This is a genomic window from Caballeronia sp. NK8, from assembly GCF_018408855.1.
Taxonomy (GTDB): Bacteria; Pseudomonadota; Gammaproteobacteria; order Burkholderiales; family Burkholderiaceae; genus Caballeronia.
On sequence record NZ_AP024326.1, the window covers coordinates 767,554 to 793,723 of the forward strand.

The following is a 26,170-nucleotide window of genomic DNA, read 5'->3' on the forward strand; positions in this document are numbered from 1 at the left end:
CGGTCCGCCCAGCCCTTCGTGCTTGATAAGCGTCAGTCGTCGACGCGGAACCCAACTTTCAAGGTCACTTGCCAGTACCCAACCTTGCCGCCTTCCGTATGGCCCCTAGTTTCTGTCACCTGAAACCATTCAATGTTCCTCACTGAGCTGGACGCTTTTTGAAGCGCAACCTCGACAGCTTTATCGGACGATTCAGGTGAAGAGCCCGTGATTTCGAGAAGTTTGTAAACATGGTCAGACATACGAGCTCCCAAGACAATATGCGTCTTCAATAGTTGATGGTTGGTGGCGAATTCGATGTGATTCTGTGCTCTCGAGCTTCGCCGCGTGTGTTCAAAGGAGGGGCCGAGATCCCGCGCGGAGCTAGCTTCGCGCTTCCGTTCCCTTCAATTCATCGTGTTTGTGAGCATTCGTTGTTGCAGCGTATTTCAGCTCAAAGTGCTCTCCCTTGCCGCTGCGTGTCGGCGGGAAGTGTTCGCCCTCTACGCAGGTCACCACGAGCGTTTCTTTGCCATCGTCATGGACGACAGAATAGCTGTCGGATACTCTCACGCGCTCACTTGGTTTGTATGTAGTCTCGCCAGCCGTAGATTGCTCCTCGAGTAGATTGTTAGGGATAGTCAGCAAATACCGTACCTTCCATCCGTTGGCGTGGTCGGAATGCTAGCCGGACGACTTCTTCCTCACTGGTCAACTGCACCGACCCTAGGTCCGACGTAACTTCGACTATCCCGCTTCCGGCATTGACTGTGATCGACCGGCGAATCCTCGTCACGCCCGAACTACTCGCACTTAGAGACATGTCAAGTGCTGCCCCAGTAAAGAACTTAGAATCGCCCAGTTAACAGGCACATGTGGCTCTCTTCTTGCTGGACAGGGAAACACTTGGCATTGCTGACATCGGCTTCCCTTTCCGTGCTCGTTCAACGAGAAGGCATATGGTCCTACGATGGGCGAGTCTTGCTCGACGAAATGGAAGCTATGCATGCCCTATATTCGGGCATCGGCGGAAATTCACGCTTTTCGCACAGTGAAATAAGTTCCGCCCGTGGGCGCTTCCTCATCGCCCGCACCGTCAAAGGTGAGGCTGTCGGTTGTGGTGCGTTCAAGCGGCTCGAATTCGGCGTCGCTGAGCTCGTCTGTATCTATAGTCGAATGCCAAACGCTGGCATCGGAAAAGCTGTGTTGGCGGGACTCGAGTCGAACGCGGCAAAGGCCGGATACCACTCACATGGTCGAAATGTCTAGAGCAAACCTGTCGGGAAAGCGGTTCTTCTGGCGCATGGGATTCGAGCCGGCATTTTCTGCCGCCACGGACCTAACGCCGGCCCAAGGCTTGTTTCTGAGGAAAAACCTTTCGGAGGCACGTTAGGAGCCGCTCTATGAGGGTTCGGCAAGCGGCCTTAACGCAAGCGTCAACAAGTGTTTCGTATGCGACTCTGAAGTTGCTACGATTTCCGCATCATCACGTCAGCCCTGGATGGTTCGATAATTCGGGTACGAGGCCGCGTGCATTGCGAAGATTGATAGCGTCCATACGAGCCTCGTAGCGGCATATCGTGGAAGATGCGCCGCGACGGTGGGCACGCGTGGATGCTCTCCTCGCGACACCGAGAGTATCTTCGCCAACGCCATCCAGAAGTCACCGGGTCCGGTCTCAGGACACGCCCGTTCCTGGAAACTCCGGGTCGCTAGGCGATGCATCCCTTCGGAATCGTAGGTCCGGAGGCGCAGACTTCCGACACGTCGCTCGAAGCCGTTTTCGGCGACGATCGTGTATGAGACACTGCGTCTTTCGCCTCCCCACCTTCGTGCATTGTCGCGCCGGAAAGGTGGTCAACTCCGTCTCTTCGTGGGATCGCGCTTCGTGAACATAAAGAGGCTCGCGCCCGCCGCTGCGAGCGCGAAGCGGCTCGGATTTGCCTTCACTGCAGCAAATACCTTTGTGATCACTGGCGACCCGATCGGCCCAACGCTCCGGGTGTCTTGCACCGCCGGCGCGGGCGCGATCGCATGTGTAGCAACGGGCGCGCCTTGCATGTGCGCGTTCGCGGGCGCGTTGATTGGCGCTGCACGAGGCGCGCGCTCCTCGCGCGATGCCTGCGCTTCTCCATCCCGCGCTTCGCCTTCTCGCACCTCGCCTTCACGGGCTTCGAGTCTCGTTGCAGCGGCTTCGGCGCCGAGCAGCATCACGGCGGCGGCGAAATACAGCCACATCACGACGAGCGGCGAATCACCAACACCCACTTGCCCGCAGCCTGCACGGCGGTGTCCAGCACGAGCGACACAGATGATCTCATCTTCCTACCAGTTCGCTTTGGGCGACTGCGGAAGACGGTGCCGCTGTGGTCGCTCCGACGGCGCTAACGTCCGCTATGGAAGAATTTCAGCCCCATGGATGTCGGCTTGAAAGTATCTTCGAGGACCGCTTTGGCCGATGGACGGCCGTCCGATCAAGGCAGTCGTTGGGATCGTGGCGATCGAGCGGCAACGCGCAATGATGCGGTGACCATCGCAGGGCACATCGCTCGCAGCCACGATGACCCGGACGAACACGGGGTCCGCAAGGGGCTCCCCAGAAGTACAAGGGCCTCGAAATCTTGAGGGTGTGTTTGATTGCGCCACCGCCTCGGTACGGTAAAGCTTCAGCGCTCCCCGTATAGCGATCGTCTCGGGAGAAGCGCTTTAGCTTTCCAGACCTCGGCGGCCGATCAATCGCCTGCCTCGACGGGGTCTTTCCTGCGGTCTCGATTGCCGCGACTCGACAATCGAGACTTACTCCATTAGCTTGCGCTAGTTTGCGCTCCGGCCTCGGCAGATTCCACCGAGCTCACTGGCGATTGCGTTACACTTTCGGCCGGCGACGGAGCCTTTCGAGCTGAACGAACACCGGTCGAACGGGCGCGCTTCGACGCAGCCGAGTTACCTTCAGATTTAGTTGCCGCGCCCTTCTTCGCCACAGTGGTCTTCTTTGCACTGACCTTCTTCGCTGGCACCTTCTTTGCCGTCGCCTTCTTTGCCGTCGCCTTCTTTGCCGTCACTTTCTTTGCTGCCGCTTTCTTCACGGAAGGCGCCGTCTTCTTCGCTGTCGTCGCTTCCTTTGCCTGCGTCTTCTGTGCTACTTCGTTCTTCGTCGCCGGAGCGGCGTTCGCCTTTCTCCCGCTTTCGCTCGCAACGGCATTTCCGGCAATGAGTAACGTACTGCGATCCTTGGCTGTTGCGATCCACGCCGGCGCACGACCAAATCCGCTCCAAGTATTCCCAGAGACCGGATCGCGATAAAGGGCGGGCTGAGGACCCTTCCGGGCAGGTTTCCGGCGTGTCACCGTGGCCTTGGGGCTTTCAACAGGAGCCGTTCCGTCCGCCAGGAATGCGCTTCGATCGCGCGCGTTCGCAATCCATGCTGGCGCCCTGCCCCGTCCGCTCCAAGATGCGCCCGTTTTCGAATTGACGTATTTAGCTGAAGCGGCCTTCCCCGTTGCCTTCGCTTTGATACTACGTGCGGCCTTGCCAACGAACGCGGAAACATCCTCCATCGAGATCTCGTGCCGATCCATTAGGTCGTGAATCTGCTTAAGTACCCCGCTCATGCTTTTGGCTTTGAGCGCCTGCGCCTGTGCTTCAAGCTTTTTGATGCGCGCTTGAATTGCTTCTAGAGTTGCCATCCCTACCTCCACATTCGAAAAGTATCGGCACTATGCCACGAATGCAAACAATCGAGCTAGCAATGACGTACTAAATCGTCAATGAAATGGCTCAATGCACAGACAAGTCTCGTTGACTTCACAGGTATTCATCTGTCGTTGAGCGAACACTGGAGACTTCCGTTTTCAGACAGGTGTTGGCGAAGCGTGAGCTTCGCGTTAGATTAGAGGCTGGCGAAATGCAGTATATCGATTTTTATGCCGATAGATTTGTGGCTTTCCGATCCCGAGGCAGCCTATTCCGCATGGCAACGTACCGAGGCGACCAGCGCAGATCGGCGTGCGTTTGCCGACCAGTCCGTCGTCCAGCATTGCTCGATGTTTTCTCGATTTAACGACTATCTGTTGGCGCGTCGTCAAAGTGTGACCACCTTCGGATCCGACCATATCCAAGGATTCTTTGATGAGCTTGCGAACGACTGTCAGCCCGGCACGACGACACGGCATCGATATCTCAAACTGATCGATCGGTTCGCGCGACACCTGGTTGCGATCGAGTTGCGCGCAGCGAATCCCGCCACCGAAATGCTGGCTCACGAGCACTGGCCGGACGAAGAACCGACACCAATCTATCTGTCAGAAGAGGATGACAAGCGACTGCAGGCTGTTTGCGGTTTGACGAACTCCGAGTCAGGCAAAGACCTGCGGAACACGGCAATCGTGGCGCTTTTTCTCAGCTGTGGTGTCACGGCTGCCGAACTAAGCCTCCTTCGCGGGCAAGACCTTGACATGGAAGGCTTGCGGCCTAGCCTGTTGGTGCAAAAGCACGGACCACGTTTGGCTCGATGTGTTCCGGTCGACCGCTTCGCTTACGACATTCTCCGTGCGTATCATCACGTCCGGACCGAGTCGATGTGCCCGACCGAATGGCTCTTCGTCGCAACGAGCGGCGGTAAGCCGATGAAACCGGATACGCTGGTGAAGTGCGTTCGCACCGCTCTGCGACGCGCCGGACTGTCAGCGGCCGATGAGAGTCCTCGACTGCTCCGCAATACCTATGGCCGTCGGCACATTGCGGCTGGTGGAACCAATGAACAGGTCAGCAATCTGCTGGGGCTGTCGAGCCACCGCACGGTGACCCGACTGCGACAAACCATGGAACCGACGAGCATCGTCGGCTAACGACGTCGAAGAGAGATCGAACGATGAAAAGATGAAAAGATGATCCTTGAGGATCAGATCAATCGGTGGGCTTCGGAGATGACGACGCTTGCCGAGAAAATAGCCGCCGCAAAGGGCGCTCCGTGCGCGCTGCTGCTCATTACGCCGCAGGGCGATTACGAAAATGTTGCACCGGAATTAATTGCGGAAGACGCCTTGCGCGTCGTCAATCAGGGATGGCCGGAAGGCTTTGACGTCGAAATCCTCAATCGATCGAAGTAGAACCTGGCCGAAGGTTGCACGCAGAGGCATGCCGCTCGTGCAAGGCGTCCCCGACAACGGTACAGGCAGACGGCTAGTAATTCGGGACGAGACATCGGTAACCGGCTTGCCACGCTCATCGGCTCACAATGCCCGGATTGGCGCAGCTTTCGTAGCATGCCAATCATTTTTAGCTCTTTCAGTCGACGAGTGCCGGTTCGGGCTCGTCTGGCTTGTCGCCGGGCGGCGGCTTCAACCCAGCAAGCGCACTATGCCGAAGATTTTGCTCCATGAGCAATAGTCGAATCTTCTCCAGCGCAACCAGTTGGCCGAGATCCTCTTCCTCCCATGCCTTCTGCACCAAGGCAAAGTAGTCACCGATCTCGCGGATCGCCTCGCGCGCTTGCGCGATCTCCAACAGCATGCGCTGAACCTCTGAGTTTCCGCGGTATTTCAGCCAGAGCGCCCTGCCCTCATTGACGCCCACGGGCTCGAAACGCGGGAGCTTGCGTTTCATCGCAGCCGCATCGCGGTCAGCACATTCGTCGGCAACATCATTCAACTACCCCCGCTTCCTCAGAACTCGTTGGCCGTAATCCTATGGAAGAACGAGACAGGTGCCGTCTCAATTGCGAAATTCGAAGCCCGCGGGCGGGGGCAGCGTGAGATGGAAAGCTCGATGGTTGCAGAGGTTGATACGCGCGGCTTTGGAGAGGTTGGCAGCCTTGACTTACGCAAGGTAGGCCTAGTCTCGGAGATGCGCCGAATCGTGGTGGCTCGGACCGGCGCGTCACTCAACGCTCTTAATCAGGCCAATATGACCTACACCATCGATCCCTTCAGCATCCAGTTCACCGAGACACGACGCGGCTTCAACGCGACCGGCAAGATCCTGCTGGACGGCAAAGTCGTCGGGACAATCAACGACTTTGCCGAAAAGATCGTCACCGATGTTTTCTTCGACTCGGAACAAGACCGGGCAGCTTTCGCAACCGAAGCACGGCGCGTGATGGTGAGCGTTTTTGGGAAGACGGATCACAACGACAGCGTGTTCGTTTCCGAGTATGCCCGCTGCCTGCTTGAACAGGCGGAAGAATGGCTACTCACGCAGTCCCAAGATCATGAGCCTCCAAACCTTGATCATTGACAACGAAACGCTTTCGAAGAGCGTCGTAGCGGCTCGCGACGCTCACTGGGTCATGATGAGATCGCTACCGGGCCGCGACGGATCACCTAGTTCCTTAGCGCGCAGCTACGATCATCTTGTCCAGACGCTCAGTCGCCGCGACGACTTCAGAGAAGCGAACTTCCCGCAGTTGGCGATCGTGTTCGTTGACGATGACAGTGAGCGACTTGATGATCGTCTCGTCGACGTTCCATTCGCCAGTTTTCTTACCCTCGTCCAGTACCGAAAGCACGGCTTCCTCGACCTGACGGACGCAGCTCAGTGGAAGCAGGCCGTGCCCCGACTCGGTAAGGAAGCTCGTCAGCAGGACGGCGTGTGCAAGAACGGTCATCTCCCGACTGGCGGCACGCCGCGATCGCGCCGCTTCGAGTGCAAGTCGCGTCTGCAGACAGAGTCCGTCGGCGTCCTGCTGCGGCATCGGCCTTTGACGGAACGCGCGCATTCCGCTTTGGAGACTTCCGCTTCCTAGAGACGGGCATGATGTCGAACGTCTTCTCGCTGACTAGACTAACAGCGTTGACTCACTGCGGCACAATGGCAGGCTCACCAGCGGCCGACGCTGCGTGTGACGAACGCGGCGCAGCCCGGTGCTGACCGAGGGGATCTTGATGCGCTTGGCGCTTCTCGTTCGCGGTCGAAATGAACGTCATTAGCTCGCGAGTCAGATCCGCATCCTTCGCACCGGGGCGCCACGGCACGCAGCCGTGCTTCTTTCGAGTTTCTCGTGCCAAGACGAGCGCGTCTCGCGCCGCCTTCGCGCTCTCAAAGCTCACCTCTTCGCAATAGGCGGACGGATCGCCAAACTCGGCGAACGAGTCCAGGTCGCTTCGACCCGCATGCACATTGGCCGGAAAGTCACGCAGTTCCGATACGACGCGATGGCTGAGCCTGGTCCACTGAATACGTTCAGGGAACGAGAATGGTGGCAGCATCGCGCTTTTTGCGGCGTCACTGTTTCCCGAGCGCGCGAGCTCGGCGCGTGCCCAGTCGGCGCGGTGCATCATGGAACGGCACTCGCGCGCATAGCCTTCGAGCGAGATCGCGACTTCCAGCGCGACGTCGCGCCGCTCTCGTCGCAGGACGATTCGATTCCTCAACCCCTGCATCAACAAAACGACGATGGAACTCACGGCACTCGAAGCGCCGACGATTCCTAGCCAACTCGGCCAGTTCGGCAACTCGATGTGCGTCAGAAATGCCGGCAGCTGCTGCCACTGCGCTTGCCACATGGCCAGTCCTCGAAGTTTGGGAGGAGAAAGTATAAGGACTTCTGCTCGCTCAACTTATATCGGGGAAACCACCGGCTATCCAATGTAGGGAACACGCGACGGTGACTTCCCGCAATCCTTTGATGATGGTATTCGCTGGATGGCGATTGACGAGAGCGCAGCAGGATTAAGCGATCGTTCAAAAAAGGTAAATCTTCAACTGATCGATTTTTTTCTGCAGTACGCTAGTTTTACTCGCACAAATAAAGGGGACAGATAGAATGATTTTCTATCATCATGGTGCAGCCATTCAGCCGTCGGTCACCCGTGTCGGGCGAGCCTTTGCTGCCCGCGCGTCTATCCTCGAAGAAGACGGCGAAGCGACCTCCCTCGGGGATCTCGGGTTGTTTGCGAGCAAAGACGGTGCGTACCGCTTCGCGATTCGCTGCGCGTTTGCATTTGTTGACGGTGAGACGCTCCCTCTTCCGCCCTTCAGGATTACGCACCAGTAATCGCATGACAGATGCGTGAATTAGCAGCGATTACGCGGGACCTTACTTATTTCCGTCGCTAGGCTTTCGTTTGCCGAGGCTAAATCGTGTTCATCAAACTCGAGCATGAGGACGCTGGAATGCGTGCAACACTCAAGCTCCATCCGTTTCTTTTGGTCGAGCACTAATCATGGTTGCGGAGTGTCGAAAGCGCTTCTTCCAGAACTTCGGCGGCCTCAAAATGAAGATCTACGCCCGCATCATCAAGCGGACCACCAGAAGGCATGCGGCGAGACTCGGCAGAATCACGCAGGACGTTGATCGCAGCGCCTAGGGCGAGTGCGGTGGTCAGTTGCCTCATTTTTGTGCCTCTCCACTCACTCCGTTCGATAACAGCTGGCTCGGCAGATCTGGACAGTTTTTGCTCGTATCTATGCAGCAAGCTGGTGCTCGTAATACGGCCTATCGCGATCATCGAGGATGGCGTACATCGCATCCAGGTTTGACGCCTTCGGATTCAGCCATGCCGGGATGTTTTCGATTTTGATTGGAATGATGCAGCGATCATGGCCGGCGGCCTCGACCTCAGGCGGAGGCTCGTCCGTAATGGCTGCGAACGAGAGCAAATCCGGTTGGCCCGGCGCGCTCCAATGCGACCAAAGACAAGCGACGTGCATCAGCTGACGGTTGCTCGGTCGAAACTCGAGGACGATGTTTTCGTTCCGCTCGTGCGTCTCAAGCAGCGTATTCTCGTACTTTGCTCGTTTGACGTTCTCGTAAAAGACGTCGACCAGCATGACGCCGTGTGATACGCCAAAGCACGGTTTCCAGAACCCTTCGAGATTGTCGCGCCGGGCGTTGTAGGTGCCGGGGAAGCGCGCGTCGTAGTTGGCAGGCTTTCCCGCAATGCGGCACTGATAGCGCATCGGTTTCACGACGTACTGTCCGTCCTCGACCACGAGCACGGGCGCGTAATGACCGGGGAAAATCCGCGAGTCGCGGTCTTGCGGCGTCGTTCGACTCAAGTCCTCAAGCCTGCGTAGATTCGAGTCGATCTTCTCCGTCGCAATGCGACGACTTTCACTCGCGGCCTTGGTGATTTTCGTCTCCAAGGCGCGCTCAGCATCGGCGAGACGCTTGCGCTGTTTAAAGAGATCCTGTTCGAGCGTAGCCGCCTGCTCAGCGTTGAATCGATCGATGAATTGCCTGATCTGGCGCTCGTCGTCCGTCTGCGTGTCGACGAACGCGTCTTCCATCGCCTTCGGAATCTTCGCCTTGCTGCCTTCGGCACGCTCCCAGAACAGGCGTGCGAACTCGCGGATGTCCATCTGCGCGCCGAACATCTTCACGTACTTGCGATAGTCCGCCTGAATTTGCGCCGAATAGCACATGGCCGTCCCCTTCGAACTCGATCTGTTTATGTTGCAGTGCCCGTTGCCTCGCGGCACAGTCTCATCATCTTCTGCACCACGGTGCTCGCATGGTTTAGCCCCATGTCGCCGGTAAAGAGCGCCTGCACGTCCGATTGGCGCACGGCGATGCCCGCTCCCTTCAGGTCGCGTCGAGCGATTTTGAAGGCCAATTGGCCGATGCGGATCCGCTCAAGCCAATGCATCGTGACGAGGTTGCGCTTGAGCCAGATTCGGCAGCTCTCAACGACATGATCCACGCGCCATTCTTGCGTCAGCGCGTAGGAGGCAGCAACCGTTGCCACCAGAAAACACAGTAGATCGGCTCGCGCCCCTTCCAGTTCATGGATGTCCGGTTTGTTCATTTCGCTCCCTGCATGTTTCCAACACACCTGCGGTTAGAGGCAGGTGCGGACGAAGCTCGCGACTTTCAACCGCGCGGGACCCGGGCCTCGCTCGCTGCAACGCGGTCCCGTCGCGCGGCACGAACTATCGCACCCCTTGCAATATGCCGATCGAGCACCTTGGAGTCGACTAACCAGAAAATGAAGTTCTCCGTCGACTTCGTCCCGACCGTTCGCCAATTCTCTCGCGCGAAAAAAATCAACTCGCCCGCATTGCCTCGGGCAGCGGCCTCATCGATCGTTGCATCCCAAAAGCCTCGCGCAGCTTGCCAGCGAAGCCCGCGAACTTCGGCGTTGGGTGCTTCCGCAAGATCATCTACTCCTGGTTCTTCCCGCGCAATCAAATAGGGGCAATTCGCCGTTTCAGTTTTTTGAGCTAAGATACTGTATAAATATACAGTACTCGGATCAACCCCTTTCATCATGGCCGCTCTGCCTCAACACATCGAGTCCATTCACCCGAGTCTGTGGAAAGGGAACCAGCTCGCGCGAGCCTATGGCAAGACCATCGACACCGGCTACGCCGCCCTGTCGGCCGAGCTGCCCGGCGGTGGCTGGCCGATTGGCGCACTAGTGGAATTGCTGGTCCAACAACCGGGGATCGGGGAAATGCGGCTGCTTAAGCCCGCACTGGTGGCCGTGAGCCGGCGCTCGGTCGCGCTGCTGCAGGCGCCGCATGTGCCGAACAGTCTGGCGTTCGCCTACCTGGGCCTGCCGCTGGACAAACTCATGCTACTGCGGGCGCGAAAAACGGCGGACGCGCTCTGGTGCGCCGAGCGCGTACTGAACGCCCGAAGTTGCGGCGCGCTGCTCTTCTGGCAGCAGCACATCCGGTCCGAAGCCTTGAGGCGATTGCATCTGGCGGCCCAAGCAACAGAGACCCTACTGATTCTGATTCGACCGCTCGCCGCCGCCCAGGATTCGTCGCCGGCAACTTTACGGCTGGGGGTACGGCCTGCCGATGGCGGAATCGTCGTCGATGTCATAAAGCGACGAGGTCCAACCCGAACCGACCCACTGTCCATCCACCTCCAACCGACTCCGATTCTGCTCAGCCCTCATGGCCGTGTTCGTCGCCATCTTCTTGCCCCGGCTTTCGCTGGAGGTCTTCCGTCCGAGATGGTCATCTCCGACTGAACACGGCTGCGTGGTGCTCGAGCGTGACAAGGTCATCGTGCTGGATCAGGCGGCCAGAGACGCCGGGGTGATGGTGGGGATGAAGCGTGGTGGCGTCACGACACTGACAGCCGATGCATTGATGTATGACCGTAGCCCCGCGCGCGAGCTCGACGTGCAACGCGAAGTCGCTTTCGCGCTGCTGCGCTTCTCGCCTCAAGTGGCCGTGCGCGAAGAAGCAAGCGTTCTCGTTGACGTGACGGCGAGTCTTCGACTCTTTGGCGGCATCGTGCAAGTCTGTCGGCAGATCCGCGAGACGGTCAAAGCCATCGGCGTCACCGCCCGCATGAGCGTCGCGCCTACGGGGCAAGGCGCGTGGCTGCTTGCCAAACGCGGTCGCCGGCGCGTGCTCAAGATGAATTCGCTCGAACGCGTTCTGGGCGAGCTGCCTTTCATGGCCGTCCCCGAGGTCCGCTCCTTCGGCGACTGGTTCAACGGCCTCGGTTGCCGAGTGCTCAACGATATTCGACGCCTGCCGCGTGCAGGTCTCAAAAAGAGGTGTGGCGTGGATTTACTGGATTCTCTTGACCGCGCCTACGGCCTGTCGCCCGAACTGTACGAGTGGCTGGAGCCGCCTTCCTCTTTCAGCGCGCGCACCGAACTGCCCGATCGTGTTGAGCACGCGGAGGCCATCCTGTTTTCCGCGCGACGCCTGATCGTGCAGCTAACTGGATGGTTGAGCGCGCAGCAGCTCGCGCTCACGCAGGCGACCATCACGCTCGAACACGAGCGCGGACGCCAGGCGATCGAACCAACGGTCATCGATATTGCGCTCGCGGAACCCACATGGCACGAGGAACACCTTGTCCGTCTGCTCAAGGAGCGGCTCGGGCGCGTTGAACTCGAAGCGGCTGTCATCGCGCTTCGACTCACGGCATCGAAAGTACAGCCCGCTGAGCCGCCTAGCGACTCGCTTTTCCCGGACCCGGGTGGTTCCGCGCAAGATCACAACCGCCTCCTCGAACTGCTGGTGGCTCGTTTGGGTGCGGAAAATGTGCTGCGGCCGGCGCCGACATCGGATCATCGACCCGAGCAGGCGAATCAATGGGTTCCGGTCCAGGATACGGCCAAAGCATGCACAGCCCCGGCCGAATTGCCCCGTCCGACATGGCTGCTTGACGCGCCCGTGCGACTGATGATCAAGAATCACCGACCGTTCTACGGATCCCCGCTCAAGCTGGTTTCGACGGGCGAACGTATCGAAGCGGGCTGGCACGATGGAGCGCTGGTCACGCGCGACTACTATGTCGCGGAGGCCGCCGATAAGAGCTGTTACTGGATCTACCGTGAACGACCGAGCGTGAAGACTGAGGAAGTCCGCTGGTTCCTTCATGGGCTGTTCGGATAATCGGTGGCGCCGTGGATCTCTTCTCGTCGGCCCTTCCCGACTACGCGGAGCTTTTCGCGTTCACGAATTTTTCGTTCTTGCACGGCGCGTCGCACGGTGAGGAGCTCGTGTTGCGCGCGATGCAACTCGGCTACTCGGGTCTGGCAATCACCGACGAGTGCTCGCTTGCGGGTGTGGTGCGCGCGCACGTCCAGGCGAAGGAAGAAAAGCTACCGCTGATCATCGGCTCTTACTTCCGTCTCGTTCATGCGGACAAAAGCCCCGCGTTCGGACTGATTCTGCTCGCTCAAAACCGTAATGGCTATGGCAACCTATCTGAACTGATCACGCTCGGACGCATGCGTGCAGCGAAGGGCTCTTACCTGCTCACGCCGCACGACATATCGAAGCCCGAGAAAGAGCACGCGCATCTGCGTGGCATGCCGGATTGCCTGGCGATCCTGGTGCCGGACTTTCCTGCGAAGGAAGATGCACTGTCCGCGCAGGTCGAATGGCTCAACGAGACGTTTCCCGCTCGTGCGTGGATGGGACTCATCCTGCATCAACGCGCGATGGATGACATTCACCGCGGCAGCGTCGAATACATCGCCGAACAGCACCGCGTGCCCGTGGTCGCACTCGGCAATGTCGTGATGCATGTGCGTTCGAGAAAGCCCCTGCAGGACACGATGACGGCGATCCGCATCGGCAAGCCCGTCGCCGAGTGTGGATACGATCTCGCGCCCAATGCCGAGCAGCACCTTCGGTCTCGCTTGCGCCTCGCCAATCTGTACCCCGCACACGCGCTCGCCCAAACGCTTAACATTCTGGAGCGCTGCACGTTCTCGTTGGATGAATTGCGCTACGAATATCCCGACGAGCTCGTGCCCGACGGCTTCACGCATGAGGCCTACCTGCGGCAGGAGACGTACATCGGCGCGCACAAGCGTTTTCCGGACGGCATTCCGCATGAGGTGCAGCAACAGATCGAGCATGAGCTGCAGTTGATTCGCGAGATGCGCTATGAAGCGTACTTCCTCACGGTCTACGACATCGTGCGCTTCGCGCGAAGCCAGCACATCTTGTGTCAGGGGCGCGGGTCCGCCGCCAACAGTGCCGTCTGCTATTGCCTGGGCGTGACCGAGGTTGATCCTTCGCGCGGCAATATGTTGTTCGAGCGGTTCATCAGCAAAGAACGCGGCGAGCCACCCGACATCGACGTGGATTTCGAGCATCAGCGCCGTGAAGAGGTCATTCAATACATCTATCGCAAGTACGGTCGCGATCGGGCCGCAATCGCTGCGGCCGTCTCCACATACCGGCCGCGCGGTGCGTTGCGCGAAACAGGCAAGGCGCTCGGCATCGATCCGCAAATCGTCGACAAGGTCGCGAAGAGTCACCAATGGTTCGATCACTCGCAGGACCTACTGCGGCGTTTTGAAGAGACTGGGCTCGACCCTGCGAACCCGCTCATCACCATGTGGGCGAAGCTCGCAGCGGAGATATTGAATTTTCCGCGACACCTGTCGCAGCACTCTGGCGGCTTTGTCATCAGTCGAGGCAAGCTCACGCGGCTTGTGCCCGTCGAGAATGCCGCGATGGCCGACCGCAGCGCGATCCAGTGGGACAAGGACGACCTCGAAGCGCTCGGACTTCTCAAAATCGACGTGCTCGCGCTCGGCATGCTCTCGGCGATCCGCCGCACGCTCGATATCGTCTCCGAGCAGCGCGGCGAGCGCTTTGAGATGCAGGACATTCCCTCAGAAGATCCCGCAACCTACGAGATGATCTCGCAGGCCGATACGGTAGGCGTTTTCCAGATTGAGTCGCGCGCACAGATGAGCATGTTGCCGCGCATGCAACCGCGAACCTTCTACGACCTCGTCATCGAAGTCGCCATCGTGCGTCCTGGCCCGATTCAGGGCGGCGCCGTTCATCCATATCTGCGGCGGCGCCAGAAGATCGAACCCGTGACCTATCCGAGCGTAGAACTGGAGACGGCGCTCGGGCGCACGCTCGGCGTGCCGATCTTTCAGGAGCAGGTGATGCAAGTCGCGATCCTCGCCGCGGGCTTTACCCCAGGCGAGGCAGACCAACTGCGCCGCGCGATGGCCGCGTGGAAACGCAAGGGTGGCCTGCAGCAATATTATGATCGCATCGTCAACGGCATGCGCGAGCGCGGCTACGAACTCGCATTTGCCGAGGCGATCTTCGAGCAGATAAAGGGCTTCGGCGAATACGGCTTTCCGGAAAGTCATGCGGCCAGCTTCGCGCTGCTGGTCTATGCGAGCAGTTGGCTCAAGTGCCACGAACCGGCGGCCTTCCTTGCTGCAATGCTCAATTCGCAGCCGATGGGCTTCTACTCGCCTTCACAGCTCGTGCAGGACGCGAAACGTCATGGCGTCGAAGTCGTGTCGATCGACGTCACAATCAGCGGTTGGAACTCGACGCTTGAGCGACGGACCGATCGTGCAAAGCCGGTCGTTCGTCTCGGACTGTCATTGCTCAAGGGCATGCGCGACGGCGCAGCGGAGCGCATCGAGAACGCGCGCGCCGTGAAGCCCTTCGCGAGCGTGAGCGACTTGGCACGCCGAGCACAGCTCGATCGGCATGACCTGCAGGTGTTGGCGGCGGCGAACGCATTGCAGTCGCTTGCCGGCAATCGACGTGAAGCGCTTTGGCAGTCGGTTGCGGCCGTGGCTGATCGCGACATCCTCGCCGACAGCCGGATCGACGACGAGACGCCCGAGCTCGGCGCGCCGTCGGAGGCCGAAGATATCGTCAGCGACTACAACGCGGCGGGCCTGACATTGGGGCGCCATCCTCTTTCACTCTTGCGTCCGACGCTGCTCGAACAACGACTCATGCCCGCTTCTACGCTTCGCCGTTATCGAAACGGTCGACTTGCACGCGGCTGCGGGCTAGTCACAGTGAGGCAGAGGCCGGGCACAGCCAAGGGCGTGATGTTCGTGACGCTCGAGGACGAGACAGGCAACGTCAATGTGATCATCTGGCCGTCGCTCCTTGAGAAGCAACGGAAGGAAGCGTTGGGTGCCGCGCTCCTTGCCGTGTACGGCACGTGGCAATGCGAAGGTGAGGTCCGCCACCTCGTCGCTCAGCGGCTCGTCGACATGTCACATCTTCTGGGCGGACTCACGACCGTCAGCCGGAATTTCTGCTGAATCAGGCGTCGAGGAAACCCTTCACAACGTATGAAGACAATCACGCTTAGAGACCGAGATCAACTCTCTATTCCGCGGAACGCTGCGCCAAAACTTTGGACTCGCTGGACGCAGTCTTCCGAGGCTTCTTCGGACGCGCTGGAGCTGGCGACGCCGCGTTACCCTCACCGACCTCACTCACTTTCTTGACAGTTTTCGGTTTCTTCGCAGCGCTCTTGGGTTCATCGACGGCTCCAGCCGCCTTATTGGCAACTCTATCGCGAGCTATCGTTCCGACGTTCTCGCTGGACTTCTTGCTGGCTTTAGCCTTGCCGTTACCGGCCGGCTCAGCGGTATTCTTCGCGGCCTTCCCTGCGACGCTCTTGCCCGTCTTCGACGTCTTCTGATCCTTTGCGACCACGGCAACATCGGGCTCTAAGGACACATCCAGCGATGGCTGTATGCTTTCCGCCTGAAGCTGCGCGATGGCCTCGCGCCAGTAGTGGTCGTCGCGGCCGTGCGCGCCGCCTTCGGCTTCCCACAAGAGATAGGCGCGCGTTCGAATATGCTCTTCGGCTAAGGCAAGGTTGGACGTGGGTAGCATTCCGACTCCGAGGATAAAATTATCAGCGCGACCTTAACAGGTTGCCTCCTGGCGCTCAACTCGCCATCTTCCGAATGACGCTCGCAGCTGCTCGGTCTGCGGTAGGCGCTCCGATGTCGGATGAGGCCGTGCCATTCTTTGCGTTTGTCCAGAAGAATAGCCAGATTGTGGTCCACATCGGCGTAGTCTGGATTGATGGCAACGTATCGTACGTAGCCTTGCTTGGCCTCGTCGAGCTACGGTCGTTGCCGCCAGCGAGAAGCCCATGAAAAGACTGGGCTGGTACGTGCCTTGCACAACGCTTTGATCCACGGAGGCCCTATGCCACACGCTGCAATCTTCGATATCGACGGGACACTAATTGACTCGGTCGATCTCCACGCGCTCGCCTGGCATGAGGCTTTCGCTCATTTCGGACATGAAGTCAGCTTCGAACAGGCGCGCAGTCAAATCGGTAAGGGCGGAGATAAACTGATGCCGGTCTTTCTGTCTGACGCCCAGCTGCGGGATTATGGCAAACAGCTCGAATCCTGGAGGGGAACGCACTTCAAGGCAAATTACCTGTCAATGGTGCGACCTTTCGCAGCGGTGCCCGAACTTCTTGGAAAACTGCGCGAGGCCGGGGTGAAACTCGCCGTCGCCTCATCAGCGAAGAAGGATGAACTCGAGGTGTATCTCAGAATCGCTGCCATCGCTGATTTACTCGACGTGACGGTCTCCTCGGAGGACGTCGAGCAATCGAAACCTGCACCGGATGTGTTCAAGGTCGCCCTTCAAAAGCTCGAAGTGTCGCCCGACGGCGCGATCGTGATTGGCGATTCACCCTACGACGCGCAAGCGGCGTCGAAGACGGGCTTGCGCACGATCGGCCTTCTTTCTGGAGGGTTTCCCGATCAGTCACTGCGAGACGCCGGTTGCGTTGCAGTTTATCCCGGGCCCGCCGGTCTGCTTGCGAATCTCGCCCGTTCGCCGTTATTAGTTTGATCGTTCTGGCTGAGTAAAATCGTGAGCGAACTTCAGAGACACCGGTCAGCGCTTTGCGCCATAATTTTTCTTCTTGGCGGCTGTGTTGCCAGTGGAATGCCGTACACCGGAAGGCACTTGAGTCAAACAGAGTGTCGTGACTTGGCTGCGCTTCGGAGCAACACGTCCCCTACGATGGCCCAACACCAAAGCGAACTGGGCGCACTGCGCAAAGCGGGCTACGACCCGTCGCCGTGGTACGACGATCCGTATTACCCCGATGACTTACAAGCGGCCCAACGGCTCGTCGACTATTGGTTCCAAATGGAATGTCAGCAAATCCCGCCGGGCTAACAAAGAAGGAGAGCCGGGACCCTAATTCAGAAGTCTGGCAGCGGCCGACGCGAGATGGATTGCAGCGGCGTTTTTGACCGCAATGCTCCTGTGACAGCTCGAATCCTTGCGCAGCATCGCTCGGACAGAGACACTAGCGGGCAATCCAAGTTTGTGCGGGCGCAACGCTCAGAACCCGACACCTACTCCAACGCCCCCTCCGGACCGAGGCTGTGTAAAAACGTGCTGATTGCCTATAGTTAGTGAACACGTCTTTCGATGGTGGCCCATGAAGCGATTTATTGAAAGCGCGGCACGAGATCAAGTCGCACTGCTACCTGAGTGTCTCGACGACTACGTCGATGCTGATAACACCGTACGAGTGGTGGACGTCTTTGTCGACGAGCTTGATCTAGTGTCGTGAGTTAGAAGTTCGTTGAATCAATTTCCCGGTCTTTCTGGAATGACGAAATGTTGATTAAAGAGCCGCTCGGACTCGCGCAATCCTTCTTCGGTAAAGATCACGGACTTCGTCTTATTGACCGGGTCTTCGATGAAACCTCGTTCGTAGAGCCGGTTCAGTACATCCCAGTCGAAACCCTTCCATGCACGGTATCGGTCATGCAGGGTCAGGTAGAGAAGTGCCAAGGCGACTTCATCAATTGCGTCGGTGTTGATGTTCATGATGCTTCGCCCGCGGCCTTCGTGACCCGCATACAGAACCGTTCGAGACTGGCCAGAATTTCATCAGCCGACTTGCTCCAAGAGAACGGCTGTGGATTGGCGTTATAGATCTCCAGGTATTGACGGATCGCGTCTTCGAGTTGACGTGTCGAGCGATGCGTACCGCGTCGAAGGTATTTTTCAGTGAGCGAGGCGAACCATCGTTCGACCTGATTAAGCCACGACGCCGAGGTGGGCGTGAAATGAACATGGAAGCGGGGATGACGGGCGAACCAGGCTTTGATCGAGGGCGTTTTGTGCGTGCCATAGTTGTCCATCACCAGATGCACATCCAGGTGCGACGGCACGCTGGCTTCGATGGTGCGCAGAAAACGCACGAATTCGCTGCTGCGATGGATGTACCTCGCCGATCACCTCGCCAGTCGCGATGTCCAGCGCCGCGAACAGCGTGGTCGTGCCGTGACGCATGTAATCGTGCGTGCGTCGTTCAGCGATGCCGGGTGCCAACGGCAACATGGGTTGCGTGCGATCGAGCGCCTGAATCTGGCTCTTTTCGTCCACGCACAACACCATGGCCTTAAGCGGCGGATCCAGGTAAAGCCCGACGATATCTCGCACCTTGTCGACGAACATCGGATCACTGGAGAGTTTGAACGTTTCCTGACGATGCGGCTGCAAACCAAAAGCACGCCAGATCCGCGTGACCGCCGTTTGCGACAGTTTCATCTCACGAGCCATCGTGCGCGTGCTCCAGTGAGTTGCGCCGACAGGCACGGACTCAAGCGTCTTTGCAATAACCGCATCGACGCGCGCATCATCAATCGTTCTCGGCGCGCCGGGCCGAGGCGCATCGAGCAGTCCGTCCAGACGATTCATGACGAACCGCGCCCGCCACTTCGACACCGTTTGCTGAGTGACCCGCTGTTTCGCCGCGACACTCCTGTTGTCCAGTCCATCGGCACAGGCCAACACGATGCGGGCCCGCAATGCGAGGGCCTGTGCGGTCTTGCGTCGCAATGTCAGTGCTTGCAGTTCTTTGCGCTCCGATTCGCTCAGCACCAGTTCCCCTTTGGGCCGTCCGCTCATCCCTGCCTCCTCGCATCAAGTGCCACACAGAACACTTTAGTACGTGGTCGGCATCATTCAATGAATTTTTAACTCAGGACACTAGTAGGTCTTGGCTTCGAGCGGGCCACGCCCTCCTTGGTGGGCAGGCCGGCATATCACCCATCGACCTTGCTCAAAGCTTTACATCTACGGATACTTGAATCGAATTCAATCGAGTCGCCGTCTCGAACGGGAAGCACGACGGAATCTCGAATTGATCTGGCTGACAGGCCGGCTGACACCGGATTTGAAGACCATCGCTGACTTTCGGAAGGACAACGGCGTTGCGATTCGCAAAGTTTGCCGCGAGTTTGTGTTGCTTTGCCGCCGGTTGAAACTATTCGCAGACGCTACCGTCGCGATCGACGGCAGCAAATTTAAAGCCGTCAACAACCGTGACAAGAACTTCACTGACCGCAAGCTTCAGGCTCGAATGGAGCAACTTGAACAAAGCATTGCCTGCTATAGGGATGAACTAGACCGGGCCGATCGAGAGCCGACGAGCTTGCCGGATGAACGCATCCCCCATTTGAAAGAGAAGATCGAGAGTCTCAAGGCGCAAGTGCAGAAGCTCGGCGAGATTGAAGTGCGAATGCGCGCGGCGCCCGATGGCCAAATCTCGCTAACGGATCCGGACGCTCGCTCAATGGCTACCAGTGGGCGCGGCACGGGAACGGTCGGCTATAACGTACAAACGGCTGTAGACCTTAAGAACCAAATGATCGTTGCACATGACGTCGTCAACATTGGACATGATCGAACGCAGTTGGCGAGAATGGCAGAGATGGCGCGAGACGCAATCGGCAAAAAGAAATTGACGGCGCTTGCCGATCGGGGCTACTACAAGAGCGATGAGATTCTGCGCTGCGAAAAGCAAGGGATCAAGACGCTAGTTCCGAAACCGCTGACATCGAACAGCAAAGCAGAGGGCCGTTTCGACAAGAGAGATTTTGTTTACATTGAGGCTGAAGATGCGTACCGGTGCCCGGCAGGAGAAAAAGCGATTTGGCGCTTCAAGACGGTCGAGGCAGGATTGACAATTCACAAGTATTGGCCGTCAGCATGTCCAAGTTGCAAACTCAAGCCGCAATGCACTCAGAGCCCCTATCGAAGGATAGCGAGATGGGAACATGCGAAGGTACTTGAGGACATGCAGCGTCGCCTTGATAAGAATCCAAATACTGCAAGACTGCGACGACAGACGGTCGAACACCCATTCGGTACGCTCAAGTTCTGGATGGGATCCGCGCACTTCTTGATGAAGACCCTCCCGCGCGTGCGAACCGAGATGAGCCTTCACGTCTTAGCGTACAACCTGAAGCGAGCAATCAGTATTCTAGGCGCGTCGTCGTTGAACGAAGCGATGAACATATGAAAGCAAGTGGCGAGTCGCCTTGATCGAAAGCGAGGCAGAATTTTCTTTGGCGACCGCACCTATCCGACCGCTCGTCGATTGACCAGGTCCGTCCGTCTGCCTCGCCGAGATGCCTCACTTGTTTTCGCACAGCCTCGACCCACTTCTGCCGTTCCATGTGAGGTACGCCGAGCGTCTCTTAAAGGAGTGCAACGGTCAGTCGCTCGCCGTGTCGAGGGCGTATCGTCGGCGGAGTTCGGCGGACTTTCGTGAAGGACTGCAACCCTACAGACCTCCGAAGGTTGCAGCGCGAGGACGCGGAATGGCCTCCCGCGGAATCTTGCGTTGCTTGACAGCGGTGACGTTATTTATGCCAATCCGCCTGCCGGAACAACCGACGTCATGCGCAGTGCTGCACGATCCCGCGCGCAGAATATCGCGTCAATGTGCGGGCGGTTTCCTCCGCTACACAGGCCGCCGAGCGATACAACTCCGATCGACTTCCATCATCGAACTGTACCCGATCAGGGCTAGGGTCCGGTCGATCTCCTCCTTGATCATTGCGACGACATCAGACACACCAGCCTCGCCTTTCGCGGATAGCCCATACAAGGTGGCGCGTCCGAGCATTACGGCCGTTGCACCCAATGCGACCGCCTTCACGACATCGGCCCCTCTTCGGACACCACTGTCTAAGATAAGATCGGTGGTCGGCATCATATCGGAAATGCTCGGCAATGCGTCCATCGGTGCAGGAAGATCTGCAAGCTGTCGTCCGCCATGATTCGAGATTATGACACCGTCGGCGCCGATTTCCACGCATCGCGCGGCATCCTCAGCCGCCAGGACGCCTTTGACGAGTAGCTTTCCGGGCCAGTCGTCGCGCAAGCGACGAAGATCTTCCCAGCCGAAGCTCGCGTCCATTTCCCGCCGCAGCACGGCAGCCTGGGAAGCAGTGTCAGAGGCGTCATCGGTCGCGAAGTTCTTCAACTGCGGCATACCATTTGTTAGGTAGGACCAGAGCCAACGGGGATGCGAAATGCCGTCGAGAGCGCCCCGTCGTGTGACTTTGAACGGCATAGCGAACCCGTTGCGCAGATCACGCTCCCGGAATCCATTCACCGCAACATCCGTGGTTAGAATCAACGTCGAATAGTTAGCCGCGCGCGCTCGACCGACCAAGCTCTTTGCTAAATTCCGATGTACCACGTACAACTGGAACCATAAGTCTCCGTCCGCTCCCTTTGCTATTTCTTCGATGGACATGTTCGACGCGGTAGAGAGTGCAAACGGAATACCAGCTTTACTGGCAGCGCGTGCAAGCGCAAGATCTCCCTTGGGCCAGAACGCACTATTAAGTCCCGTCGGCGCGATCACAAGCGGCGAGGCGATTGGTCTTCCCAGCAGCTCGGTAGACTGCTCGCGCGTGCTCACATCAGTAAGACGACGCGGATGCAATTCCCATCTATCAAAGGCCGCACGATTGTGCCTCAGACCGGACTCGTCGTCAGCCCCGCCTTCTAGATAGTCGAATACCATCCTTGGTAACCGACGTCGAGCCTCAGAACGATAGTCGCCGACAGAGAAGATACCGGGAAATGCTCTTGTCATGATTGCGTGTTGCGTGATTGAACTGAAAGCGGGAAACAATTACGTCGGTCTATCTACCGTGTATGTCTGCGCGAAACATGGTATCCATGTCGCTGGGCCACCCGCCTAGACCACAACGCTTCCAACATAATTCTCTGCCATGGACTTGGCCGCTGTGCGCGACGTAGTGACGTGTTCGAGTTCGGCGAGTTGCAACTGCTGCTCGAAAGGTGACGCGTCGTCGAGACGGTGCATCAACCGCGTCATCCAATATGAGAAGTGTTCAGCTCGCCAGATCCGCTTCAAAGCCGTTTCGCTGTAAGCGGCGAGCAGTTGCTCGCTACCAGTCTTGTAAAACCGGTCCAGTGCATTTTTCAAGATGCGCACATCGGATACAGCGAGGTTGAGCCCCTTCGCCCCTGTAGGCGGGACGATGTGCGCTGCGTCTCCGGCAAGAAATAACCGTCCATATTGCATCGTGGCAGAGACAAAGCTCCGCATACCGACGATGTTTTTCTGGAAAATCTTGCCATCAACGACCTGCTGCCCGTCAGACGAATCGACCCGTGCGTGCATCTCCGCCCAGATCCGATCGTCCGACCATGCGTCTACCGAATCCTTTGGGTCGCATTGGAAATACATACGTTGCACGTTCGGCGAGCGTGTGCTGACCAGAGCGAAGCCACGATCGTTTCGGGCGTAGATCAATTCTTGAGCCGTCGGGCGGCCTTCAACCAAGATACCGAACCAGCCAAACGGATAAACGCGCTCGTAATCACGGCGCATACTCTGAGGAATAGCCGTGCGTGATACGCCCTGCGACCCATCGCATCCTATGATGAAGTCGCAGTCCAGCACATTCGCCTGTCCCTCATGCACATAGTGAAGCGATGGGGAGGCCGTCTCAATACCGTGGATTGAGACATCGGAGACACCGAAGTGCACGGAACCGCCAGCGGCCACGCGCGCGGCAACAAGGTCCTTAATGACTTCATGCTGTGCGTATACCGTGATCGCCTGCCCAGTCAGGTCTTTGAGATCGATACGCCGCCTCGTTCCGTCAAAGGCGAGTTCAAACCCATGATGCAAGGCACCTTCCGCCTTCATTCGGTCGCCTACGCCCGACTCAGTAAGCAGATCCATCGTACCTTGCTCAAGGACGCCGGCTCTAATCGTCGATTCAATTTGATTGCGGGCCCGCGTTTCAAGTACAACCGACTCGATGCCCCCGAGATGAAGAAGGTGAGACAGCAGGAGGCCAGCAGGACCGGCTCCGATAATACCGACTTGCGTACGCATGAAAGACTCCTTTTTGCGGAAGACCTTTTGTGACGTCGTCCGCTTGGTCTGCTCTGGCCCGTGCCAACGTACCAGCGACAATGTCTGTTCGGACTGCGGCGTCTGGTCAGGCTCGCCGGATACGCGGAATATGATTTCTGACAATCATCAAGCAGACGAAAACCATTAGCATCGCGGCAGCAAGCATTCCGAGATATGCGGATGCTCCACCTTGAGTAATCACATACGCTCCGGCAAAGGCACTTAGAATCGCTCCGAGTCGTCCGAAGGCCAACGCGGATGCCGTCCCCGTTGCACGAACCTCCGTGGGATAGACGTATGCGCACAACGCGTACATGGTTGATTGAACAGCGTTGACGAACAGGCCATGCAAGCCAATACCAAACACTAGTAGCGTTGTATGCGCCGATAGATCCAAGCTGCGCACAAAGAGTGCGGTAACTGACGCAGCGATGCAGCAGAACAAAAGCGGGCGGCGTGACCCGAATCGTCCGATCGCCACCGCACAGAGCAAGGCGCCGAAAACGCCGCCGAGGTTATAGGCTGTCAACCCCGAACCGGCCACTGCTGGACTCAGACCCTCGCCAGCAAGCATCGTCGGCAGCCAGCTAAACGCGCTATAGACCGCGATAAGGTTCATGAAAAATGCGACCCAGATCGCGATGGTGTCCCTTGCTTGTCCGCCTGAAAACAGCGCGCGGAATCCAGGCCGAGGCAATGCCTTTTGCTCCTTTTCATCCGCGAATGCAGCATCCGTCGCGACCGAGCGGGACATGCGTCCCAGCAAGCTCCGAAGCTCATCCCAGCGTTCAGCATGGCGTGCAAGATACCGAGGAGACTCAGGAATTGCGAAGAAAAGGACTACGGCAAACGCGACAGGAAGCGTCCCCCCGATCAGGAACAGACCGCGCCAGCCGTAGTGCGGAAGCACGGCGCTCGCGAAGAGACCGGCAAGCATGCCGCCCAGCGGGACACAGACGATCGTGGCTGTAACTGCCAGAGTGCGGCGACGCGCTGGAGTGAATTCGGCCGTCATAGTGGTTGAGCTCGGCAATGCACCGCCGATACCGAGTCCTGCAAAGAATCGGAGTATGGCGATGGTCGTGACGTCGGGAGAAAACGCGATGGAGCTTGTTGCGACTCCGAACACCAACACGCTGCCGATGATTGCCCACCGTCGGCCAAAGCGATCAGCAAATAGTCCAGCGAATGCACTGCCAAAGCCCATGCCGACCAGACCAGCGGCTACCGCCGGAGCAAATGCATTACGGGTGATACCCCACTCCTTGATTAAGCTAGGAATTGCAAAGCCAATCAACTGCCCATCAAAACCGTCCATGACGATTGCAAGCGCGGCGAGACAAACGACGAATCTTTGAAATCCTGAGAAGGGTCCGTCGTCAAGCGTGCGCCCGACGTCCACAGTCATCGGAAGCTTCAAATTTTGATTGTTCATGTCGGCTCCCCGGCTTCGCGAGAGGCTTCAGCGAGGCAGGGAACAAAATTCGTCCTCGCCTCGTCTTGGTTTAAGGCGATCTCCGATCGGCCGCAGTGAGGTTCAGACCTTCCAACGTGCATTGCAGTCTCCTGAATGGGAATTCCTTGTCCCAGAGGCGATCGCGCCTGGTCAGCGCTTATTTTTCGCCAATGTGTTGAGCGGGGAGGTAGCAACGGCAAAAGGAAAGCAGTCCTCCAGCCGTCTTCGATGATCTGCCGATTTCAGCGGGTCGCGCGGAAGCGTAGGAAAATGTATCTTCATGACGATGTCTCCTAGGTATGTCTGCGCCGAGTCAATCGACGCGTTTTTTGATGCATGAACGCCGATATTTGTTGTTTTGTGTCGGCGTACCTGCGGCTATCTATTTGGCAACAGCTGAAGCGTTTCGCGCGTCGATAAGCCTGACGAGTCTCGCCAATGTTTCGGTATGCGGGACAGGTACGTCGAGTTTTCGGGCCACATCTACGACTGCGCCGTTGATGCCTTCGATTTCTGTCTTTCGCACGGCCAGAACGTCTTGCAGCATCGACGGCTTGTGACCGCGATGCTGTTCAATCGCATGAACGATGTTCGTCGAGCAAGAGTTCAAGTCCGCTGAAACGCCGCCGGCATTCGCTACCGAGATGACCTCGGCGGCAACGGTCAGCGCCAGGTCCTTGCTGTCCTCCAGCAGTCCAAGCTGGTCCACCGTGGTTCCCGTGACCGCGCAGATGCTGTTGAGTGCGGCGTTGAAAGCCACCTTTTCCCAGATAGCTGCCCAGACGTTGTCGTCGACCTGACAATTCAGTCCAGCAGAATTGAGGGCTTCGGCGACGGCACTGACTTTGGATGTACATTCGCCGTCGGCGCCCATCATCCGAATTTTCCCTTCGCCGTGGCTGCTCACCGAGCCGGGCGTGACGAGGTCCGCAGGCCACGTGGTAACTCCAATGAGCACGTTAGAGAGCGGCACGAAGTCACGAATCGCTTCGACGTTTCCAAGTCCGTTTTGCAGCGTAAGCACCGCGGTTGTCTCACCAAGCAGATGCTCGATGCCAGACAAGGCCACGCGGGTATGCATCGACTTCGTGAAGACCAACAGCAACTCAGGCGATTTGTCCGTAGCGTCGGGTCGCATCGCGCCGATGTTTCCAACGGTGCGAGTTTGGCCATCTATCTCCAAACGGAGGCCATTCGCACCGATCGCTTCTAAATGCGGTTGATTGATGTCGATCAGCGTCACTGAGTGACCAGCTTCTGCGAGGCGGCCGCCGAACAACGACCCCATCGCTCCTGCACCGAGTACGGCAATTTCCATAGTTGACATGTCG

General features: G+C 58.2%; 26 protein-coding genes and 2 pseudogenes. 10 read left to right on the plus strand and 18 right to left on the minus strand.

Annotated elements, in window-relative coordinates:
• Positions 1 to 32: 32 nt before the first annotated feature.
• From NK8_RS36420 to NK8_RS36430, 4 genes are all read right to left on the minus strand, one after another.
• Positions 33 to 242, minus strand: a complete 210-nt coding sequence (locus tag NK8_RS36420; protein WP_213233470.1) for a dodecin — start codon at positions 240 to 242, stop codon at positions 33 to 35.
• Positions 243 to 363: 121 nt separating this feature from the next.
• The gene (locus tag NK8_RS43205) at positions 364 to 618 is read right to left on the minus strand and encodes a hypothetical protein (protein WP_225936642.1); all 255 of its coding nucleotides are present in this window, start codon (positions 616 to 618) and stop codon (positions 364 to 366) included.
• Positions 619 to 1,836: 1,218 nt separating this feature from the next.
• On the minus strand, positions 1,837 to 2,247 hold the full coding sequence (locus NK8_RS36425) for a hypothetical protein (protein ID WP_213233471.1): 411 nt from the start codon (positions 2,245 to 2,247) through the stop codon (positions 1,837 to 1,839).
• 536 nt (positions 2,248 to 2,783) lie between these two features.
• On the minus strand, positions 2,784 to 3,665 hold the full coding sequence (locus tag NK8_RS36430) for an H-NS family nucleoid-associated regulatory protein (RefSeq protein WP_213233472.1): 882 nt from the start codon (positions 3,663 to 3,665) through the stop codon (positions 2,784 to 2,786).
• A gap of 237 nt (positions 3,666 to 3,902) precedes the next feature.
• Between NK8_RS36430 and NK8_RS36435 the strand changes: the two genes are divergently transcribed.
• Both NK8_RS36435 and NK8_RS36440 read left to right on the plus strand, forming a co-directional pair.
• On the plus strand, positions 3,903 to 4,826 hold the full coding sequence (locus tag NK8_RS36435) for a site-specific integrase (protein ID WP_213233473.1): 924 nt from the start codon (positions 3,903 to 3,905) through the stop codon (positions 4,824 to 4,826).
• Positions 4,827 to 4,865: 39 nt separating this feature from the next.
• Entirely contained in the window at positions 4,866 to 5,087 is a 222-nt protein-coding gene (locus NK8_RS36440) for a hypothetical protein (protein ID WP_213233474.1), read from the plus strand.
• 178 nt (positions 5,088 to 5,265) lie between these two features.
• Here NK8_RS36440 and NK8_RS36445 read toward each other — a convergent pair whose 3' ends face one another.
• A complete protein-coding gene (locus NK8_RS36445) occupies positions 5,266 to 5,628 on the minus strand; it encodes a hypothetical protein (protein WP_213233475.1) in 363 nt (120 codons plus the stop codon).
• Positions 5,629 to 5,745: 117 nt separating this feature from the next.
• On the opposite strand from NK8_RS36445, the gene NK8_RS36450 reads away from it, so the two are divergent.
• Positions 5,746 to 6,213: a hypothetical protein gene (locus tag NK8_RS36450; protein ID WP_213233476.1), complete on the plus strand. Its 468-nt coding sequence runs from the start codon at positions 5,746 to 5,748 to the stop codon at positions 6,211 to 6,213.
• A gap of 94 nt (positions 6,214 to 6,307) precedes the next feature.
• Here the strand turns inward: NK8_RS36450 and NK8_RS36455 are convergent, their stop codons facing one another.
• Positions 6,308 to 6,670, minus strand: a complete 363-nt coding sequence (locus tag NK8_RS36455) for a transcriptional regulator fis family protein (protein WP_213233477.1) — start codon at positions 6,668 to 6,670, stop codon at positions 6,308 to 6,310.
• A gap of 103 nt (positions 6,671 to 6,773) precedes the next feature.
• Entirely contained in the window at positions 6,774 to 7,481 is a 708-nt protein-coding gene (locus NK8_RS36460) for a hypothetical protein (RefSeq protein WP_213233478.1), read from the minus strand.
• A 260-nt stretch (positions 7,482 to 7,741) separates the two neighbouring features.
• On the opposite strand from NK8_RS36460, the gene NK8_RS36465 reads away from it, so the two are divergent.
• The gene (locus NK8_RS36465) at positions 7,742 to 7,972 is read left to right on the plus strand and encodes a hypothetical protein (protein ID WP_213233479.1); all 231 of its coding nucleotides are present in this window, start codon (positions 7,742 to 7,744) and stop codon (positions 7,970 to 7,972) included.
• A 163-nt stretch (positions 7,973 to 8,135) separates the two neighbouring features.
• On the opposite strand, the gene NK8_RS36470 is transcribed toward NK8_RS36465, so the two are convergent.
• The 4 genes from NK8_RS36470 to NK8_RS36485 all read right to left on the minus strand — a co-directional run bounded on the left by NK8_RS36470 (position 8,136) and on the right by NK8_RS36485 (position 10,189).
• The gene (locus tag NK8_RS36470; RefSeq protein WP_213233480.1) at positions 8,136 to 8,312 is read right to left on the minus strand and encodes a hypothetical protein; all 177 of its coding nucleotides are present in this window, start codon (positions 8,310 to 8,312) and stop codon (positions 8,136 to 8,138) included.
• Positions 8,313 to 8,382: 70 nt separating this feature from the next.
• Positions 8,383 to 9,342 (minus strand): SOS response-associated peptidase family protein, encoded by a 960-nt coding sequence (locus NK8_RS36475; protein ID WP_213233481.1) that lies wholly within the window; start codon positions 9,340 to 9,342, stop codon positions 8,383 to 8,385.
• A gap of 26 nt (positions 9,343 to 9,368) precedes the next feature.
• The gene (locus tag NK8_RS36480; protein WP_213233482.1) at positions 9,369 to 9,725 is read right to left on the minus strand and encodes a hypothetical protein; all 357 of its coding nucleotides are present in this window, start codon (positions 9,723 to 9,725) and stop codon (positions 9,369 to 9,371) included.
• Positions 9,726 to 9,790: 65 nt separating this feature from the next.
• The gene (locus tag NK8_RS36485; protein ID WP_225936567.1) at positions 9,791 to 10,189 is read right to left on the minus strand and encodes a hypothetical protein; all 399 of its coding nucleotides are present in this window, start codon (positions 10,187 to 10,189) and stop codon (positions 9,791 to 9,793) included.
• On the opposite strand from NK8_RS36485, the gene imuA reads away from it, so the two are divergent.
• Genes imuA through NK8_RS36500 form a run of 3 tightly spaced genes read left to right on the plus strand, consistent with a single transcriptional unit; the run spans position 10,188 to position 15,449 of the window.
• Positions 10,188 to 10,901, plus strand: coding sequence for a translesion DNA synthesis-associated protein ImuA (gene imuA / locus NK8_RS36490; RefSeq protein WP_213233483.1), 714 nt, complete (start codon positions 10,188 to 10,190; stop codon positions 10,899 to 10,901). The genes NK8_RS36485 and imuA overlap by 2 nt on opposite strands.
• Positions 10,825 to 12,288: a DNA polymerase Y family protein gene (locus NK8_RS36495; RefSeq protein WP_213233484.1), complete on the plus strand. Its 1,464-nt coding sequence runs from the start codon at positions 10,825 to 10,827 to the stop codon at positions 12,286 to 12,288. Before imuA ends, NK8_RS36495 begins: the two co-directional genes overlap by 77 nt.
• 11 nt (positions 12,289 to 12,299) lie before the next feature.
• On the plus strand, positions 12,300 to 15,449 hold the full coding sequence (locus NK8_RS36500; protein WP_213233485.1) for an error-prone DNA polymerase: 3,150 nt from the start codon (positions 12,300 to 12,302) through the stop codon (positions 15,447 to 15,449).
• A gap of 67 nt (positions 15,450 to 15,516) precedes the next feature.
• On the opposite strand, the gene NK8_RS36505 is transcribed toward NK8_RS36500, so the two are convergent.
• Positions 15,517 to 16,032 carry a DUF2934 domain-containing protein gene (locus tag NK8_RS36505; RefSeq protein WP_213233486.1) on the minus strand — a complete coding sequence of 172 codons (516 nt, stop codon included), beginning with the start codon at positions 16,030 to 16,032 and terminating at the stop codon, positions 15,517 to 15,519.
• A gap of 321 nt (positions 16,033 to 16,353) precedes the next feature.
• Here NK8_RS36505 and NK8_RS36510 point away from each other — a divergent pair, with 321 nt between their 5' ends.
• Both NK8_RS36510 and NK8_RS36515 read left to right on the plus strand, forming a co-directional pair.
• Positions 16,354 to 17,016 carry an HAD family hydrolase gene (locus tag NK8_RS36510; protein ID WP_213233487.1) on the plus strand — a complete coding sequence of 221 codons (663 nt, stop codon included), beginning with the start codon at positions 16,354 to 16,356 and terminating at the stop codon, positions 17,014 to 17,016.
• 21 nt (positions 17,017 to 17,037) lie between these two features.
• Positions 17,038 to 17,349 carry a DUF4148 domain-containing protein gene (locus NK8_RS36515; protein WP_213233488.1) on the plus strand — a complete coding sequence of 104 codons (312 nt, stop codon included), beginning with the start codon at positions 17,038 to 17,040 and terminating at the stop codon, positions 17,347 to 17,349.
• A 420-nt stretch (positions 17,350 to 17,769) separates the two neighbouring features.
• Here NK8_RS36515 and NK8_RS36520 read toward each other — a convergent pair whose 3' ends face one another.
• Complete coding sequence (locus NK8_RS36520; protein ID WP_028371617.1) at positions 17,770 to 18,012, minus strand: DUF6429 family protein; 243 nt, start codon at positions 18,010 to 18,012, stop codon at positions 17,770 to 17,772.
• A pseudogene (locus NK8_RS36525) lies at positions 18,009 to 19,098 on the minus strand (IS630 family transposase). Before NK8_RS36525 ends, NK8_RS36520 begins: the two are co-directional and overlap by 4 nt.
• A 90-nt stretch (positions 19,099 to 19,188) precedes the next feature.
• Here NK8_RS36525 and NK8_RS36530 point away from each other — a divergent pair.
• Positions 19,189 to 20,494: pseudogene (locus NK8_RS36530) on the plus strand (IS1182 family transposase); the annotation flags it as partial.
• Between the two features lie 444 nt (positions 20,495 to 20,938).
• Here the strand turns inward: NK8_RS36530 and NK8_RS36535 are convergent.
• The 4 genes from NK8_RS36535 to NK8_RS36550 form a co-directional block, all read right to left on the minus strand.
• A complete protein-coding gene (locus tag NK8_RS36535) occupies positions 20,939 to 22,012 on the minus strand; it encodes an alpha-hydroxy-acid oxidizing protein (RefSeq protein ID WP_367657825.1) in 1,074 nt (357 codons plus the stop codon).
• 177 nt (positions 22,013 to 22,189) lie between these two features.
• Entirely contained in the window at positions 22,190 to 23,362 is a 1,173-nt protein-coding gene (locus tag NK8_RS36540; protein ID WP_213233490.1) for a 4-hydroxybenzoate 3-monooxygenase, read from the minus strand.
• Between the two features lie 106 nt (positions 23,363 to 23,468).
• A complete protein-coding gene (locus NK8_RS36545; RefSeq protein WP_213233491.1) occupies positions 23,469 to 24,818 on the minus strand; it encodes an MFS transporter in 1,350 nt (449 codons plus the stop codon).
• 403 nt (positions 24,819 to 25,221) lie between these two features.
• Positions 25,222 to 26,157 (minus strand): ketopantoate reductase family protein, encoded by a 936-nt coding sequence (locus tag NK8_RS36550; RefSeq protein WP_301549917.1) that lies wholly within the window; start codon positions 26,155 to 26,157, stop codon positions 25,222 to 25,224.
• Positions 26,158 to 26,170 lie beyond the last annotated feature (13 nt).